The following is a 17514-nucleotide window of genomic DNA, read 5'->3' as shown; positions in this document are numbered from 1 at the left end:
TCGTCGTGCGGTACCTCAGGTTGCCGAGGTGATGACCACCGGATTCGCTGGTGCTCCGTCCTCTGCACCGCCGCTGACTCCACCGGCCGCAATGGCGTCGAGGGTCTGCAGGCCGGCTTCGGAGATGGTGCCGAACACCGTGTACTGCGGCGGCAGCACAGAGTCGGCGTACACCAGGAAGAACTGGCTGCCGTTGGTGTCAGGGCCTGCGTTGGCCATGGCCAGGGTGCCACGGGGGTAGACGACCGGGTTCTGGGCCTGCGCGGGATCGTCGGCGAACGCCGTTGTGGGGTATTCGTTGGCGAAGCTGTAGCCGGGGCCGCCACGACCCGATCCCGACGGGTCGCCGCATTGCAACACTTCGAGGCCGGGGGAGGTGGTCAACCGATGACACGGTGCGCCGTCGAAGTAACCCTGCTGAGCCAGGCTGACCACACTGTTGACGGCGCACGGGGCCTCGGTACGGTCGAGCGTCATTCCGATGTCGCCCTGGGTCGTCGACAGCGTCACGTCGACCGTTCCGAAGACGTCGATGTTCTCGGTCGGAGGCGGAGCAACCTCCTTGGCGGCCGGAGACTCCGCCGGGTACGCACACGAGACCGTATCGGTGGTCGGCTGCGGAACGGGCGGCAGCGCACCGAACCGCGACAGATTCAGCGGCGGCCGCGGGGTGGTCGTCGTGGCCGACGTCGAGGCAGCGGTCGTCGAACCGGTCGCAGCGGGCGTGGCAGCGGTCTCCGTCGATCCGGAGCAGCCGGCGAGAAGAAGTACCGCAGCGGAGGCTGCGATCACCAGACCGGGTACGCGTGTCACAGGTCGCTCTGCATCGAGGTGATGTCCACCGGCTCGGCCGGTGCGCCGTCGGAGGCACCGCCCTGCGCACCCTTGGCCGCGATGGCATCCAAGGTGGCGAGACCGGTCTCGTCGATCGTGCCGAAGGCGGTGTAGGCGGGCGGGAGTTGCGAATCGCCGTAGACGAGGAAGAACTGGCTGCCGTTGGTTCCCGGGCCGGCGTTGGCCATCGCCAGGGTTCCGCGGGGATACAGGACAGGAGTCTGCGCGGCAGGATCGCCCTCGGCGTACGTGTCGGTGGGGAACTCGTCGGCGAACTGGTAGCCCGGCCCGCCACTACCGGAGCCGGTGGGATCGCCGCACTGCAGCACCTGCAGGCCGGCACCCGTCGTCAGGCGGTGGCAGGTGGTGCCGTCGAAGTAGCCCTGATTGGCCAGGGACACGAAACTGTTCACCGTGCACGGGGATTCGGGGTTGTTCAGTGTCAGGCCGATGTTGCCGGCGGTCGTGGCCATGCTGTAGCTCAAGGGCTCGTCGCTGGTGGGGACGTTCTCGGTGCGGGGAGGGGTGTTGGGCTTGGCGGCCGGCTGCGCGGCGGCAGGGTAGGAACAGTTCACCGTCTCGGGCAGCGGTTCCGTACGGCCCGCAGCGATGATCGAATCGGCCGGTGCAGACGTGGTCGAGTCCTGCGCCGTGCTCGCGTCGTCGTCACCGCGGGTCACCACGAAGACGACCGAGACAACGGCCACGACCGCAACCACACCGAGGATGGAGCCGGCGATCGTCAACTGCTTCCGACGTCGTGCTCGCTCTGCGCGTCGTACGAGTTGGCGTTCGAGCTTTCGCTTGGCAGCCTCGCGCCGTTGCTCGTTGCTGGGCAATTCGTGTCCTCCCGCTTGTCCTGGTTCGACCACGCCTGCTCGCTGAGCGGGTGGGTCGTGTGGTAGCCGGCCGACAATCGGCCAACGCGAGTTTGCCATCATTGCCTGAGAGCATGCTGGGGGGACCCGACGAGAACCTCCCCACTAAGCTGGCTCGGTACTTCGGCCTCTGCCTCTTAGGAGCGATTGTCTTGCTCGTCACCGGATTCCCCGCAGGAATGTTTCAGACGAACTGCTACATCCTCGCTCAGGACGACGCCTCCGACTGCGTCGTGGTCGATCCAGGCCAGGATGCCGCCGATCCGTTGGTCGACTTCCTGACGCGATCCTCGCTGACCCCGACGGCGGTGCTGCTGACCCACGGTCATCTGGACCACACGTGGTCCGTGGAGCCGGTCTGCTCGAAGTACGGAATCCCCGCATACATCGCGCCCGAGGATCGATACATGTTGGCGGACCCGATCAAAGGGACCGGTCCGACGCTCGCTGCCGTGCTCGGCGACCTCGAGTTCCACGAGCCGGACGAGGTCATCGAGTTGGCGCACGAGCAACGTCTGAGCCTCGCGGGAATCGACTTCACGGTCGTGCACACTCCAGGGCACACGCAGGGCTCGGTGGTGTTCCTCACCGAGGCCAACGGTCCCGACGGGACGGTTCCGTTGGCGCTGACCGGCGACACCTTGTTCGCCGGGTCGATCGGCCGGACAGATCTGCCCGGCGGCGACCACGATCAACTTCTACGGTCCATCGCGTCGCGGTTGCTGCCGCTGCGCGACGAGACCGTCGTGCTCCCCGGACACGGCGGACAGAGTTCCATCGGTCAGGAACGCGGGTCCAATCCGTTCCTCGTTGGACTCGGCGACCTCGAGCAAGGAAAGCTGTGACCGTGAGCAAGCCGACCACCTTTTCCGCGCCCAAGGGCATTCCCGATTACTTCCCCCCGAATTCGGCCGAATTCGTCGCTGTCCGGGAGGGCCTCCTCGGTGCCGCCCGCGCCGCCGGGTACGGCCATATCGAACTCCCGATCTTCGAGGACACCGGGTTGTTCGCCCGGGGAGTCGGCGAATCGACCGACGTGGTCAGCAAGGAGATGTACACCTTCTCCGATCGCGGCGACCGATCGGTGACATTGCGTCCCGAGGGCACCGCCGGGGTCATGCGCGCTGTGATCGAGCACGGCTTGGACCGCGGGGCGCTGCCGGTCAAGTTGGCCTACGCCGGACCGTTCTTCCGGTACGAGCGCCCGCAGGCCGGCCGCTACCGACAACTCCAGCAGGTCGGTGTCGAGGCGATCGGCGTCGACGACCCGGCTCTCGACGCCGAGGTCATCGCCGTTGCCGACGCCGGGTTCCGCGCCCTCGGTCTCACCGGCTTCAGGCTCGAGATCACCTCGCTCGGTGACGACACCTGCCGCCCGCAGTATCGAGAGTTGCTGCAGCAGTTCCTCTTTGCGCTTCCGTTGGACGAGGACACGCGTCGACGCGCCGAGATCAACCCGCTGCGGGTTCTCGATGACAAGCGGCCGGAGGTTCGCGAGATGACTGCCGACGCGCCGTTGATGCTCGACCATCTCTCCGATTCTGCGAAGCAGCACTTCGACGAGGTGCTGGCCTACCTCGATGTGATGAATGTTCCGTACCTGGTCAACCCGCGCATGGTTCGTGGACTCGACTACTACACGAAGACGACGTTCGAGTTCGTGCACGACGGCCTCGGGGCCCAATCGGGCATCGGCGGCGGCGGCCGCTACGACGGCCTGATGGAGCAGTTGGGCGGGCAGGCGCTGTCGGGTATCGGATTCGGGCTCGGTGTCGACCGCACCGTCCTCGCGTTGGCCGCCGAGGGCAAGACCGCAGGCACGACGTCGCGGTGTCAGGTGTTCGGCATCCCGATGGGTGCCGCGGCCAAACTCGCGATCGTCGACATCGCGGCGCAGTTGCGTGAACGTGGCATCGCGGTGGACATGGCGTACGGAAATCGCGGCATGAAGGGAGCGATGAAAGCGGCCGATCGTTCGGGAGCCCGATACGCACTCGTGCTGGGCGATCAAGAGCTGTCGGCCGAATCCATCGTGATGAAAGACCTTTCGAACGGCGAGCAGGAGACGGTCGCGTTGGCCGACGTGGTCGACGTCCTCGGAGTGCACCTTGGCCGATGACCCTCGGCCCTCGGCGGGTCCGGTAGCCCTCGATCTGGTCTCGGCGGAGTTCCTCGCGCCGCGGTTGCGCAAGATCGTGGTCGGTTCGCTGCTGCTCGGGGTCGTGCTGGGCGTCGTTCTGGCGCTCTTCGCCCCCGTGTGGGTGGCAGTCCTCGTCGGAGTGATCGTCGGTGGTCCGGCAGCGCTGTCGGGTTGGCTGGGATTGCGCCGCCGGGTGTGGCTCGACGGGCCCCGGCTGTGCGCTCGGGGACTGCGTACCCGACGGCTGAACATGCCGGAGGTGGTGACGGCGGAAATGACCATCCGCACGGCCGGAATCGACCAGATCTCGCTGCGGCTCTACGACGGTCGTACTCGTATCGTTCTGCCGTTGGCGCTCTACACCAGAGGCGGCGGCCGCGAACTGCCGATTCTTGCGTTGCGCACGCTCGCCGATTCGCTGTGGACCACCGAACTCGTTCCCGCGGCCGCCATCGCGTCGGTGCTGGTGGATCAGCTGCGGGCCGAGGCTCGCGACGCCGGGCTGGATGAACGGCCCCTCTACCGAGCGATCGAACTGGTTCGCAGCAAGGGGCGCACTCCGCATGCGACGTTGACCGACCGTGAGGTCGCACAGCTGCTCGGATGAGCGGACGGCTCTCAGGTCACCAGGAATGCGTCGAGCACCACGGCCTCGGCCGATCGTGAGCCGGAGGTGACGACGAGGGCCCGGTTCAGGTACGTGAACTTCGGAACAGCGGTCGACACTTGCAACGTGCCTCGGAAGTAGTAGGTCGACGGGTCGACCTCACGGTCGGGATCGTTCAGTGCGTCGATGACCTCGGCCGGTCCGAACTGGACTCCTCGGTAGTCGAGCGAAAGGTAACCGCCGGTTGCCAATTCGAGGACGAGATCGCTGCTGAACTCGGTGCACCCGTCGGGCCGGGTGACGCTGACGACGGTCGATCGAGCAGCAAGAGTGCCCTCGATGTCGGGGCCGGGTGCGGCCCCGCCGAGGACGGTGGTGACTATTCGGTCGCCTTCGGGCACCGAACCGATCTCGATGGCCGGTCCCAGGGTGAGGCCCAGGCGCAGAATGGGTTCCAGGGTCGGTGTGTTCGGGGCGGTCACGTGCGGTGCACTCCTAGGATCGACTTCGGGCCCTACGCTATCGCTTGTCGGCTGCCGGACCCGACCGGGGGATGCGGGGGAGCGATGCCGACCTTGACACGACATAGAACAAATGTTCGACTGTGTGCATGCGATGGGCCGGTCAGACTCTCGATGCCGCGGACGAGGGCGCGCTACCGGGGCTCGAACGGTCCGGGCTCGTCCGCAGCGTGCAGACCCCGGAGTTCGAGGGCATCACATTTCACGAGGTGCTGTGCAAGAGTGCCCTGAACGAGGTTCCGGGCGAATCGCAGGTGCCGTTCTCGTGGACCGTCAATCCGATGCGCGGATGCTCACATGCGTGCCGGTACTGCTTCGCCAGGCCGACGCACGAATACCTGGACCTCGATTCCGGTAACGATTTCGACTCGCAGATCGTCGTCAAGACGAACGTTGCGGCAGTCCTCCGCAAAGAGCTCGCACGTCGATCCTGGAAGCGGGAGCCGGTCGCGCTCGGGACCAACACCGATCCCTATCAGCGCGCCGAGGGGCGATATCGGTTGATGCCCGGCATCATTCGTGCGTTGACCGAGTCGGGTACGCCGTTCTCGATCCTGACCAAGGGAACGCTGTTGCGCCGGGATCTGCCGCTGCTGACCCTGGCCGCCCAGAAGGTCGACGTACACGTGAGCATCAGTTTGGCGATCCACGATGCAGATCTGCAGAAGCAGCTCGAACCCGGAACACCCAGTCCGCGAGCACGATTGGACCTCATCCGCGCCGTGCGGGATGCGGGACTCGACTGCGGTGTGCTGGTGGCGCCGGTCATTCCGTTTCTCACCGACGGAGCCAGACAACTCGACGGGCTGATCGCTGCGCTGGCTGAGGCCGGGGCGACGACCGTCACGGCGCTGCCGATGCATCTTCGATCGAGCACCAAGGACTGGTACATGAGCTGGCTGGTGAAGGAGCACCCGGCGTTGGTACGCAGATACCGCCAGCTCTACGGACACGGGGCGTACGTCACTCCGGAGTACAAGCAGTGGCTGAAGGCGAGAATCGATCCGCTGCTCGACACCTACGGTTTCGCCGCCGACCAGACCCGCGCGTTGCCCGCGAACGAGCCTGCCGAACCCCGCGGGTTGGTGACCTCGGGGCCGGCACTCACGCTGTTCTGAGTAGTACTGGTTCAGGGATTGTCGAGGTCGCGAGCCGAGAACGTGTCGCAGGCCGCCACTTGTCCGGTCTCGTAGCCGGTGGAGAACCATGCCTGGCGTTGGGCGGACGAGCCGTGCGTCCAGCCTTCGGGGTTGACGCGACCGGTCGACGCCTGCTGAATCCGGTCGTCGCCCACCGACGACGCTGCCGACAGGGCATCGTCGATATCGGTGGCGGTCAGCGGTTCGAGGAACGGGACGCCGGTGTCCGGATCGACGGTCTCGGCTGCGTAATGCGCCCAGATTCCGGCGTAGCAGTCGGCTTGCAACTCCACCTTGACGCCGCCGGACTCGGGTCCCTGCGGATCGGCCTGCGCGCGGCCTATGTCGCCCAGCTGATTCTGGATGTGGTGGCCGATCTCGTGCGCCACGACGTACTCCTGCGCGAGTGGCCCACCGCTGGAGCCGAATTGATCGACGAGGACCTGAAAGAAGCTCGTGTCGAAATACGCGGTGGAATCGGCCGGGCAGTAGAACGGCCCGACGGCACTGGTGGCGTTACCGCAGCCGGTGTTCGTTGCTCCCGAGAACAGATTCACGCCGGGCTGAACGTAGGCGACGCCGGTCTGGGCTTGGAGCTGAGATTCCCAGACGGTGTCCAGACTTCCTACGGTGAAGTCGATACGGCAATCGACGTTGCTGTTCGCGTCTGCGACGTCACAGTCGAGAGTTCCCGACGTCCCGGAGCCGTTCTGACCCGCAGAGCTGTCGCCACCGCTGATCTGGTTCAGGATTGCTCCCGGGTCGCCGCCGAAAAGCAGCGCGAGGACGATGATGACCAGTCCACCGGCACCACCGCCGATCGCCAACTTGCCGCGTCCGCCGCCTCCGCCGCCACCGCCGACGGAGACTCGGCCCGGTGTCGTTTGCGAGCCTTCTCTGAACGTCATGTTGGAGTTCCCCTCCGCCGAGCCCGCATCTGCGGTGCGAACCGATGCCGCCACTGTCGGCCTTAGCTTCGCATGCCGGGACGGCATCTCGTTTCCTTCTATGGTGATGTGCTCCGTAGGATCGGTGAGCGAAGAACACGATCAGCGGATTTTTCTCGAAAGGACACCCGTGCTGCGCACCCATCTCGCCGGCTCATTACGCCCCGAGCACGTCGACCGAACTGTGACGTTGACGGGATGGGTGGCCCGTCGACGCGACCACGGTGGCGTCATCTTCATCGATCTGCGTGACGCCTCCGGTGTGTCTCAGGTCGTCTTCCGCGAGGGAGCAGCACTCGAGCAGGCCCACCGACTGCGCGCCGAGTACGTGGTGAAGGTGACCGGCAAGGTCGAGGGTCGTCCCGAAGGCAACGCGAACTACGAGATCCCCACCGGTGCCATCGAGGTCGAGGCATCCGAGATCGAGGTGTTGTCCGAGGCCGCACCGTTGCCGTTCCAGCTCGACGATCAGCCCGGTGAGGAAGCACGCCTCAAATACCGCTACCTCGACTTGCGTCGTGAGGGCCCCGGCCATGCCATTCGACTGCGTTCGCACGTCAACGCCGCCGCCCGATCGGTTCTGGCGCACCACGAGTTCGTCGAGGTCGAGACCCCGACGCTGACGCGTTCCACCCCCGAAGGCGCACGGGACTTCCTCGTTCCCGCTCGTCTGCAGCCGGGTAGCTTCTACGCACTGCCGCAGAGCCCACAGCTGTTCAAGCAGCTGCTGATGGTCGGCGGTATCGAGCGGTACTACCAGATCGCTCGCTGCTATCGAGACGAAGACTTCCGTGCCGATCGTCAGCCCGAGTTCACCCAGCTCGACGTCGAGATGAGCTTCGTCACCCAGGACGACGTCATCCTGTTGGCCGAGGAAATTCTGGCGTCGCTGTGGAAGCTCGTCGGGCACCACTTCACGGCACCCATCCCGCGGATCACCTATGCCGAGGCCATGCGCCGGTACGGCTCCGACAAGCCCGATCTTCGATTCGACATCGAACTGGTCGAGTGCACGGACTTCTTCTCCGACACCACGTTCCGCGTCTTTCAGGCTCCGTACGTCGGTGCGGTCGTCATGCCCGGCGGTGCGTCGCAGCCCCGTAAGCAACTCGACCGTTGGCAGGAATTCGCCAAGCAGCGTGGCCACAAGGGCCTGGCCTACGTCCTGGTCGGTGAGGACGGCACCCTCGGCGGCCCGGTCGCGAAGAACCTGACCGACGCCGAACGGGACGGCCTCGCTGCGCACGTCGGCGCGAAGAACGGCGACGCGATCTTCTTCTCCGCCGGTCCGGTCAAGGCCTCCCGCGGACTGCTCGGTGCCGTGCGCGGCGAGATCGCACGCAAGCTGGATCTGATCGACCCCAAGGCGTGGGCGTTCGTGTGGGTCGTCGACGCGCCGCTGTTCGAGCCCACGTCCGACGCCACCGCCAGTGGCGACGTCGCCGTCGGGTCCGGGGCGTGGACGGCCGTGCACCATGCGTTCACGTCGCCGAAGCCGGAGTCGATGGACACATTCGACACCGATCCGGGATCTGCTCTGGCCTACGCCTACGACATCGTCTGCAACGGAAACGAGATCGGCGGCGGCAGTATTCGTATCCACCGCAAGGACATTCAGGAACGAGTGTTCGCGATCATGGGGATCGGCAAGGAAGAAGCCCAGGAGAAGTTCGGCTTCCTTCTCGATGCCTTCAGCTACGGCGCGCCGCCGCACGGCGGAATCGCGTTCGGTTGGGATCGCATCACCGCGCTGCTCGCCGGAGTCGATTCCATCCGTGAGGTCATCGCATTCCCCAAGTCCGGTGGCGGCATCGACCCGTTGACCGACGCGCCCGCACCGATCACCGCGCAGCAGCGCAAGGAATCGGGCGTCGACTTCAAGCCGGAGAAGAAGGAAGAAGCGCCGACAGAGGCCTAGCCTCCACCCGAGGTCCGCAAGAACGAATGTCCCCGTAACGCAGTGCGTTACGGGGACATTCGCGTCTGTCGTGGTGCGAGATCAGCGCGCGGGAGTCAGGGGCCCGCCGGTGAGTACGCGGTAGGCGTAGTTGGTGGCGATCACCGAGACCGGAAGGGTGACGAGCAGACCGAGGCCGCACAGCACAATGCCGATGAAGTTGATGGCGGCGAGGGCCAGCAACAGCAGCAGGACCGGGCCGAAGTTCTTGACCGTCAGGTCGATAGACGACTTGATCGACTCGATCGCCGACTGGTTTCGATCGATCAGGAAAGTCAGTGCGAAGTTCGCGAGGAAACCGATCACGATCAGCAGGACGGTGCCAAGGAACGGAACGAAGCTCAGCACGACGCTGGCCACCGTCCAGATCAAAGCCAGTACCGCAATCTGCGGAACGTTCGTGAGTTGGAAGAACCTGCCGAACGTCGGCTTCTGTGGCCCACCCGTTTCGTCCAACGCTCCCCGTACGTATGCCGCATTCACGAAGTAGGACACGAATGTCGCGATCGTGGTCACCACCAGGAATGCGCCCGACGTCGCCGCGACGGCAGTACTTTCACCTCGGTCGGCAGCAGCGACCGCGGCCGTCAGGGTCGACGCGAACGTGACGATGAACACGGCGACGCTGACCGCCCACACGATGGCCGTGATACCGAGCCACGGTCCGGTGTTGGCCTTGAACTTGTCGAAGCCGTAGCTCAGTGCAGCACCGACGTCGAGTCGACCGGGGTTGGGTCCGAGAGGTGTCTGTCCGTAGTTCTGATTTCCGTAGTTCCCGTAGTTCCCGGGCGGCGGTGGGTAATTGCCGGGCGGGGGTGGATAGCCACCGGGCGCACCCTGAGGTGGGTAGTTTCCGGGCGGCGGTGGGTAGTTTCCGGGAGGGGGAGGATAGCCGCCCTGAGGCGGGTAGTTGCCTTGGGGCGGGTAGTTGCCGGGCGGGGGAGGGTAGCTGCCCTGAGGCGGGTAGTTGCCGGGCGGTGGGTACCCGCTTCCCGGTGTCTGCGGCGTGTTCGGGTCCGGCTTGTCCGGGTTGGGTCCGCGACCGTATTGCGGTCCGTCGGGCGGGTTTTCACTCACGATTCACCCTTCATGTCTGGCGTGGTACGTCGACGATTCGTCCGCATTTTCGAAGCTGAGCGAACCGTAGACCGCTGAGTTGTGTCAAGGCGTTCGACACGTGGACGGTCGTGCGGGCCCGAATACCGTCGGGCATCGTCGATGGTTCGAATTCTTGCCGAGCGCACCGGGCCGGGGCCCACTAGGGTTGTTGTTTCTACCCATACCGGGACTATCACGAGGGGCTCGCCGTGGGCATCAAGGTTGCACTCGAACATCGCACCAGTTACCGATTCGACCGCACGGTCAAGATCTTTCCGCACGAGATCAGGCTGCGACCGGCACCGCATTCGCGCACTCCCATCGAGGCGTATTCGCTGAAGATCGAGCCGGCCGAGCATTTCGTCAACTGGCAGCAGGACGTCTTCGGCAACTTTCTCGCCCGCGTGGTGTTCCCCGAGCGAACCGACCATCTGTCCATCACGGTCGGACTCGTTGCGGACATGGCGTCGATCAATCCGTTGGATTTTTTCGTCGAGGAATGGGCGGAGCACTTCGGCTTCGCATACGAGGAACACGATCTGCCCGATCTCGAGCCCTATCTTCGCCCGGTGGACGAGGACAAGGCCGGTTCCGGGCCCGGACCGGTCGTGTCCGCGTGGGTGGAGAAGCTGCAGGCCGCCGTCGTCGAGCGCGGAGAATCGTTGCGCACCATCGACTTTCTCGTCATGGCCAATCAGGCCGTGATGGCGGACGTCGGCTACTCAGTGCGGATGGAGCCCGGAGTGCAGACCCCGGACCTGACGTTGACGTCCGCCGTGGGATCGTGCCGTGACTCCGCGTGGTTGCTGGTGTCGGTCCTTCGTCAGATGGGCCTGGCCGCGCGTTTCGTCTCGGGTTACCTCGTCCAATTGTCCTCGGACGTGAAATCGCTGGACGGTCCGTCCGGGCCGGTCGAGGACTTCACCGACCTGCACGCCTGGACCGAGGTGTATCTCCCCGGTGCCGGTTGGGTCGGAATGGACCCTACCTCGGGCCTGTTCGCCGGCGAGGGGCACATTCCACTGTCGGCCACGCCGCATCCGTCGACCGCGGCCGCAATTTCCGGCGCGACGAGCAAATGCACAGCCGAACTGGACTTCTCGAACACTGTGGTGCGTGTTCACGAGGATCCGCGTACAACGTTGCCATACACGGCCGAGCAGTGGGACGCGATCGAGGCCACGGCCGAGAAGATCGACCGGCGCATGCTCGATCAGGACATTCGATTGACCGTCGGTGGTGAGCCGACGTTCGTCGCCATCGAGAATCAGGAAGCGCCCGAGTGGAACACCACCGCAGACGGTCCGCACAAGCGCAAGCTGGCCAGCGTTCTCGCAGAACGACTTCGAACCATCTACGCGCCCGACGGCATGGTCCAGCGCAGCCAGGGCAAATGGTATCCCGGTGAGCCTCTCCCACGATGGCAGGTGGGTTTGTTCTGGCGCACCGACGGCCAGGCACTGTGGCACGACTCGGACCTCATAGCCGATCCGTGGTCGGCGCACGATCTGCGTCCTGATCCAGTCGACAATTCCGTATCGCAGAAGCTGATCGACCGACTGGTCGACGGATTGGGTCTGCCCGCCTCGCAAGCGCGTCCGGCCTACGAGGACCCGCTCGTCAAGCTGTTGGATCTGGTGCGTCAGCCCTACGGGGATCCTCCGGCCGACGCCGACGATCTCGAACCGGGGACAGATTCCGCAGCTGCGAGAAGGCTTCTCCTCGAACGGCTCGACGCCAGTACCGACGAACCGGCGGCATTCGTGCTGCCGATCTCGCGGACCGAGGACGGCACTGGCTGGCAGAGCGCAGACTGGAAGCTGCGACGTGGGCGAATCGTGTTGTTGGAGGGGGATTCTCCCGCCGGGCTCCGTCTGCCGCTACGAGCGATCTCGTGGGACGGGGGTCCGGTCGAGAACCCGGCCGATCCCACCGCACCGAAACCCGATCTGCCGACCCCGCAGCTGACGCAGCAACCACCCCGGGCCGTCGACCCGGCCGAGTCGCGCTACGCGCAGGCGGTGCGGGAGACGTCCGGAGTGGGTGGAACTGCGGTGACCGCACTGGTCGCCGAGGTACGCGACGGCGTACTGCACGTGTTCATGCCGCCGATGGATCGATTGGACGACTTCGTCGATCTGGTCTCTCGGGTGGAGCGCGCCGCATCCGCGATCGAGACACCGGTCGTCCTCGAGGGTTACGGCCCGCCTTCGGATCCCCGTATCCAAACCCTCACGGTCACTCCGGATCCCGGGGTCATCGAGGTGAACGTTCAGCCGACGTCGTCGTGGGCGGAGCAGAACGAGCTGATGGAGCGCTTGTATCTCGAGGCGCGTAAATCACGGTTGAGTACCGAGGGTTTCGACAACGACGGCACCACTCGCGGCACCGGCGGTGGCAACCACATCACTCTGGGTGGCGTCACACCGTCCGATTCGCCGGTGCTGCGCCGACCGGACCTGCTGGTGTCTCTGTTGACACACTGGCAACGTCACCCGTCGCTGTCGTACCTGTTCTCGGGTCGATTCATCGGTACCACCTCGCAGGCCCCCCGAGCCGACGAAGGTCGTGAGGAGTCGCTCTACGAGCTCGAGGTTGCGTTCAGCGAGATCAAGCGTCTGACCGGTGCCGACCGTTCGGCATCGCCGTGGGTCGTCGATCGGGCGCTGCGGCACCTGCTCACCGACATCACCGGGAACACGCACCGTGCCGAGTTCTGCATCGACAAGCTGTACAGCCCCGACTCCACCCGCGGCAGGCTCGGTCTGCTCGAACTTCGCGGATTCGAGATGCCGCCTCATCATCAGATGGCGATGGTGCAGTCCTTGCTCGTGCGCTCGATGGTCTCGCGATTCTGGGATACCCCGCTCGAAGCACCACTGATTCGACACGGTGCCAACCTGCACGGTCGATACATGTTGCCGCACTTCGTGATCGGTGATATCGGCCGGGTCGCCGAGGACCTCCGCGAGCACGGCATCGAATTCGATACCAGCTGGCTGGACCCGTTCACCGAGTTTCGTTTTCCGCGCATCGGTACCACCGTCGTCGGCGATGCCGAGATCGAACTGCGCGGTGCGATCGAGCCGTGGAACACGCTCGGGGAGGAGTCGACGTCCTCCGGCACGGCGCGTTACGTGGATTCCTCGGTCGAGCGCATCCAGGTTCGCGTTGCCGGTGCCGATGTGGGCCGCTACCTGTTGACGTGCAACGGGGTGCCGGTACCGATGTTGCGTACCGAGCGACAGGATGTTCAGGTCGCCGGAGTGCGCTATCGCGCCTGGCAGCCGCCGAGCGCGCTGCATCCCACGATCGAGGTGCAGAGTCCCTTGCGATTCGATCTGGTGGAGATGCAGACCGGGCGCGCAGTCGGTGGGTGTTCGTATCACGTGGTGCACCCCGGCGGCCGGTCCTACGACGGTCCACCGGTCAACTCGGTGGAGGCGGAAGCGCGACGCAACGGCCGGTTCGAGGAGGGCGGGTTCACGTCGGGCAAGGTGGACATAGCAAGATTGCTCGAGATGCACGCTCGCCAAGCGATCGACGTGACTGCGCCCGGCATGCTGGACCTGCGCCGGACCGGGGTTCACACGTCCTGAGGCGGGCAAGAGAAGAACGAGTCGACCGGTAGCGATTGCGGTCCGACGCGGAACGGGTGGATTCGGCAACGACCACGCCTCATCCGGCGACGGAGTGTGATCGACCGACGGAAGGAACAACGGCTCGATGGTGCCCGTGGATACCGCTCACAGTGAGGCGGGCCGCAACGAGACGGCGGCCGGTGCGCCCGACCCCGTGTCTCCCGACCTGGTGTCACCGTGGCTCGAATACCACGGTCGACGTGAGGCCGTGACGGGTCGCAGAGATCTGTTCGACGAGATGCTCGCTGCCGACGACAAGGTGCGTCCGCACTGGGCGGAGTTGGTCGACGGTATGCGCGACGCCGGCCCGGGTGCCATGCAGACGTTGCAGTCCCGGGTCAGCCGGCTGGTCGACGATCACGGAATCACGTACAACCCGATTCCGACGGGCGGCAACGAGCCCGGGCCCAGTTCCGTGCGGTGGGGATTGGACAGCGTCCCGTACGTCGTTGCAGCGGACGAATGGGATCGGCTCGAAGCGGGGCTGGTTCAACGTTCGCAACTGCTCGACGCCATCCTGACCGACATCTACGGTGCGCAGGAGACAGTCCGGCGCGGTCTGATTCCGCCCGAGCTGATCTTCGGCAACCCCGGCTATCTTCGACCGGCGCACGCCATCACCGTCCCGGGTCCGCATCAGTTGTTCATGCACGCAGCCGACATCGCGCGCGGGTCCGACGGCCGGTTCTCGGTCGTTGCGGATCGCACTCAGGCACCGTCCGGGGTGGGGTATGCGCTGGCCGATCGGCGAGTGATGTCGCGGGCGATGCCGGAGCTGTTCCAGGCGAGCAATCCGAGGCCGCTGTCGACGTTCGCTCGGGCGATGCGCTTGGCGCTGCGTGACGCTGCACCCGCGTCCGCCGAGGATCCTGTCGTGGTGGTGTTGACGCCGGGGTCGCATTCCGAGACGGCGTTCGATCAGGCTTATCTGGCAACGGTTCTGGGCTTCCCGCTCGTCGAGAACGCCGATCTGGTGGTGCGGGACGGCTGTTTGTGGATGCGTTCGCTCGGCACACTGCGACGGGTGGACGTGGTGTTACGACGCGTCGACGCCGAGTTCGTCGACCCGCTCGATCTGCGTCCGGATTCGCATCTGGGTGTGGTCGGTCTGGTCGAGGTCCTGCGGCGCGGTGCGGTGAGCGTGGTCAACACTCTCGGTAGCGGAGTCCTCGAGAATCCCGCACTGACACCGTTGCTGCCGGCTCTGAGCCGGGCTCTGCTGGATGAGGATCTGACTCTCGATTCGGTCCCCACCTATTGGGGCGGTGATCCGATCGCACTCTCGCACATGCGAACTCGCTTCCGATCGCTGGTATTGAGATCCACCGTGTCCCGACGCGCGGTCGTGGGTCACGATCTCACCGAGCAGGCGGCCCGGGCGCTGTGGGACGAGGTCGAGGCAGCTCCGTGGAAATGGACCGGTCAGGAAGTGCCGGAGTTCTCGCTGGCTCCGGTGGGTTCGTCGTGGGGCAGCGGGTCGGGGGAGCAGTTGGCGGTTGCTCCGGCCCAGGTCGGAATGCGCTTGTTCACCGTCGCGCAGCGGGTCGGCTACACCCCGATGCGAGGCGGTCTGGGTCAGGTCATGATCACGGCGCCGGTCACCGAACCACTGATCACCGTCGCGTCCAAGGACGTGTGGGTCAAGTCGGTGGAGAGGGTCACTCCGGCCGATTCGGCTCCGCACACCCCGCCTGCCACAGTGGAGGAGTTGCCGCAGTACGCCGCGTCCAACGTCGAGGTGGTCAGTTCCCCGCGTGTGCTGGGTGATCTCTTCTGGTTCGGGCGGTACAGCGAACGCGCGGAGGACATGACGCGTCTGCTCATCGCCGCCCGGGAGCGGGATCAGGACTATCGCTCGATGCCGTGGCTCGACGGCAGCGACAGCCTGCCGATTCTGCTGGAAGCGGTCACGAAGGTATCGCGCACGGGACCGGGATTCTTCGACGAGACGATCCGCGCCGATGCGATGGCCGAAATGCGCTCGCTGATGCTCTCGGTGGAGCGCCTCGGTTCACTGGCGCAGTCGGTCGACCGGATGCAACAGGCAGCTCGTGCGGTGCGCGATCAACTCTCGAACGACACTTGGGCAGTGCTCGCTCGCATCGACACCGCGCTCAAGGAGTTGGGCGAGTCGGCCGTCAACAACGGTGCCCAGTTGGCTGCATCGCAATCGAGCGTGCTGCGTGGTCTGCTCGCGCTGTCCGGACTGGCGTCGGAGTCGATGGTTCGGGACGCCGGTTGGTACCTGATGGACGCGGGCAAGCGAATCGAGCGGGGATTGCAACTGACAGCGTTGCTGTCAGCGACTCTGAGTCACGCCCTGACGCCGTCCACCGAACAGGCGGTCATCGATTCGGTGCTGTCTGCGGCAGAGTCCTCGGTGATCTATCGCCGACGCAACAGTGGTCGTGCACGGCCGGCTGCAGTTGCGCAGCTGCTGCTGTTCGACGCCGGCAACCCTCGCGCACTGGTGTACCAACTCGACCGCCTTCGTGACGATCTCGGGGCGCTACCGGATGCGTCCGGTAGCTCGCGGCCCGAACAACTCGTCGAGCAGATGCGGGTTCGGTTGCGGCGCGTCGACCCGGGTGATCTGGAGTCGGTCGACGCCACCGGGCGGCGGGTGGAACTTATCGAGCTCGTGGACGGTATTCACGATTCGCTCGAAGAACTGTCCCGAGTTGTTCTCGCGACGCACATGTCGCTGCCGGGCGGTACCCAGCCGCTGTGGGGCAGCGTCGGTGCGCGGATCGGAAGCGGGGCACGATGACGAGTCGTCGGTACCGAATCAAGCACATCACCCAGTACACCTACTCCGATCGCGTCACGTCGTCCTACGGGCGAGGATTTCTCGCGCCGCGGGACATGGATGGGCAGCACTGCGTCGAGAAGTCGGTCACGGTGGAGCCGCCACCCACCGATCAATCGTTCGGCGTCGATGTCTACGGCAACGAAGACGTGTACTTCCACGTGACCAACGATCACGAGAAGCTGGTCGTCACGGCGGATTCGCTCGTCGAGGTGTACCCGCGGCCGGTGGACGAGACCACGTCGTGGCCTGCGACTGCCCCGTGGGAATCGGCCCGGATGGCCATGTTCGACCCCACCAGGACCGATGCAGCGGACTCGGCACGTTCATCGGCGGTGGAGTTCGCCCTCGATCTGCCGACGCCGGAGATCACGGACGAGGTGAGAGCGTACGCCGCGCCCAGTTTCACGCCGGGGCGTCCGCTCGCGGACGTCATCGTCGATCTGATGCACCGGATCTTCACCGACTTTCGGTATCTGTCCGGGTCCACGACGGTATCGACCACCGTGGTCGACGTCCTCGCCGCACGTTCGGGGGTCTGTCAGGACTTCGCTCGGTTGGCCATCGCCTGTCTGCGGTCGCAGGGGTTGGCGGCACGGTACGTGTCGGGCTATCTCGCCACGGAACCGCCACCGGGCAAGGAACGCATGATCGGTGTCGATGCGACCCATGCGTGGGCCGCGGTGTGGATGCCCGACGACCGCTGGCTGGCCTTCGATCCGACCAATGATCAGCTGGTCGACGAGCGGTACGCGACGGTCGCCTGGGGCCGCGACTATGCCGACGTTCCGCCGTTGCGCGGGGTCATCTACACCGAGGCCGAGAAGAGCACGATCGCGGTGTCGGTCGACGTTGCACCGATGTAATTCGCGCTGCATACTTTGGTGGCTTCGGGGTAACCGGCCAGCTGGTCGGGTCTACGAACAGGATCTCGAAAGCCGCA

13 protein-coding genes are annotated in these 17514 nt (G+C 65.5%); 8 read left to right on the top strand and 5 right to left on the bottom strand.

Going from position 1 to position 17514, the window contains the following annotated elements; translation table 11 throughout:
* Window positions 1–15 precede the first annotated feature (15 nt).
* Both CH268_RS17570 and CH268_RS17565 read right to left on the bottom strand, forming a co-directional pair.
* A complete protein-coding gene (locus tag CH268_RS17570; RefSeq protein WP_255182426.1) occupies window positions 16–813 on the bottom strand; it encodes a peptidylprolyl isomerase in 798 nt (265 codons plus the stop codon).
* Window positions 810–1673, bottom strand: coding sequence for a peptidylprolyl isomerase (locus CH268_RS17565; protein ID WP_094665390.1), 864 nt, complete (start codon window positions 1671–1673; stop codon window positions 810–812). The genes CH268_RS17570 and CH268_RS17565 overlap by 4 nt, the downstream gene beginning before the upstream one ends.
* Before the next feature lie 191 nt (window positions 1674–1864).
* Between CH268_RS17565 and CH268_RS17560 the strand changes: the two genes are divergently transcribed.
* Genes CH268_RS17560 through CH268_RS17550 form a run of 3 tightly spaced genes read left to right on the top strand, consistent with a single transcriptional unit; the run spans window position 1865 to window position 4459 of the window.
* The gene (locus CH268_RS17560) at window positions 1865–2557 is read left to right on the top strand and encodes an MBL fold metallo-hydrolase (RefSeq protein ID WP_094665388.1); all 693 of its coding nucleotides are present in this window, start codon (window positions 1865–1867) and stop codon (window positions 2555–2557) included.
* A gap of 2 nt (window positions 2558–2559) precedes the next feature.
* Window positions 2560–3831, top strand: coding sequence for a histidine--tRNA ligase (gene hisS, locus CH268_RS17555; RefSeq protein ID WP_032388471.1), 1272 nt, complete (start codon window positions 2560–2562; stop codon window positions 3829–3831).
* Window positions 3821–4459 carry a hypothetical protein gene (locus tag CH268_RS17550; RefSeq protein ID WP_094665279.1) on the top strand — a complete coding sequence of 213 codons (639 nt, stop codon included), beginning with the start codon at window positions 3821–3823 and terminating at the stop codon, window positions 4457–4459. Before hisS ends, CH268_RS17550 begins: the two co-directional genes overlap by 11 nt.
* An 11-nt stretch (window positions 4460–4470) precedes the next feature.
* On the opposite strand, the gene CH268_RS17545 is transcribed toward CH268_RS17550, so the two are convergent.
* On the bottom strand, window positions 4471–4941 hold the full coding sequence (locus tag CH268_RS17545) for a DUF3237 domain-containing protein (protein ID WP_094665277.1): 471 nt from the start codon (window positions 4939–4941) through the stop codon (window positions 4471–4473).
* A gap of 128 nt (window positions 4942–5069) precedes the next feature.
* On the opposite strand from CH268_RS17545, the gene CH268_RS17540 reads away from it, so the two are divergent.
* On the top strand, window positions 5070–6098 hold the full coding sequence (locus CH268_RS17540) for an Rv2578c family radical SAM protein (protein WP_094665275.1): 1029 nt from the start codon (window positions 5070–5072) through the stop codon (window positions 6096–6098).
* An 11-nt stretch (window positions 6099–6109) separates the two neighbouring features.
* On the opposite strand, the gene ypfJ is transcribed toward CH268_RS17540, so the two are convergent.
* Window positions 6110–7027 (bottom strand): KPN_02809 family neutral zinc metallopeptidase, encoded by a 918-nt coding sequence (ypfJ, locus tag CH268_RS17535; protein WP_094665386.1) that lies wholly within the window; start codon window positions 7025–7027, stop codon window positions 6110–6112.
* A gap of 169 nt (window positions 7028–7196) precedes the next feature.
* Between ypfJ and aspS the strand changes: the two genes are divergently transcribed.
* A complete protein-coding gene (gene aspS, locus CH268_RS17530) occupies window positions 7197–8984 on the top strand; it encodes an aspartate--tRNA ligase (RefSeq protein ID WP_032372494.1) in 1788 nt (595 codons plus the stop codon).
* A gap of 81 nt (window positions 8985–9065) precedes the next feature.
* Here aspS and CH268_RS17525 read toward each other — a convergent pair whose 3' ends face one another.
* Window positions 9066–10100, bottom strand: coding sequence for a hypothetical protein (locus CH268_RS17525; RefSeq protein WP_032400788.1), 1035 nt, complete (start codon window positions 10098–10100; stop codon window positions 9066–9068).
* 230 nt (window positions 10101–10330) lie between these two features.
* Between CH268_RS17525 and CH268_RS17520 the strand changes: the two genes are divergently transcribed.
* From CH268_RS17520 to CH268_RS17510, 3 genes are all read left to right on the top strand, one after another.
* Window positions 10331–13720: a transglutaminase family protein gene (locus CH268_RS17520; protein ID WP_032387320.1), complete on the top strand. Its 3390-nt coding sequence runs from the start codon at window positions 10331–10333 to the stop codon at window positions 13718–13720.
* 127 nt (window positions 13721–13847) lie between these two features.
* Entirely contained in the window at window positions 13848–16532 is a 2685-nt protein-coding gene (locus CH268_RS17515) for a circularly permuted type 2 ATP-grasp protein (protein WP_094665273.1), read from the top strand.
* On the top strand, window positions 16529–17437 hold the full coding sequence (locus CH268_RS17510; RefSeq protein WP_094665271.1) for a transglutaminase family protein: 909 nt from the start codon (window positions 16529–16531) through the stop codon (window positions 17435–17437). The genes CH268_RS17515 and CH268_RS17510 overlap by 4 nt, the downstream gene beginning before the upstream one ends.
* Window positions 17438–17514: the final 77 nt, after the last annotated feature.

The sequence above is a fragment of the Rhodococcus sp. 06-1460-1B genome (assembly GCF_002258475.1).
Classification (GTDB): domain Bacteria; phylum Actinomycetota; class Actinomycetes; order Mycobacteriales; family Mycobacteriaceae; genus Rhodococcoides; species Rhodococcoides fascians.
The sequence above is the reverse complement of the archived record's forward strand: the minus strand, read 5'-3'. Positions and strand labels throughout refer to the sequence as shown.

Bases quoted from the DNA above. Each gene is read 5' to 3' on its own strand.
- CH268_RS17540 (WP_094665275.1), top strand. From the start codon at position 5,070: ATGCGATGGGCCGGTCAGACTCTCGATGCCGCGGACGAGGGCGCGCTA.
- ypfJ (WP_094665386.1), bottom strand. From the start codon at position 7,027: ATGACGTTCAGAGAAGGCTCGCAAACGACACCGGGCCGAGTCTCCGTC.
- CH268_RS17515 (WP_094665273.1), top strand. From the start codon at position 13,848: ATGGTGCCCGTGGATACCGCTCACAGTGAGGCGGGCCGCAACGAGACG.
- CH268_RS17510 (WP_094665271.1), top strand. From the start codon at position 16,529: ATGACGAGTCGTCGGTACCGAATCAAGCACATCACCCAGTACACCTAC.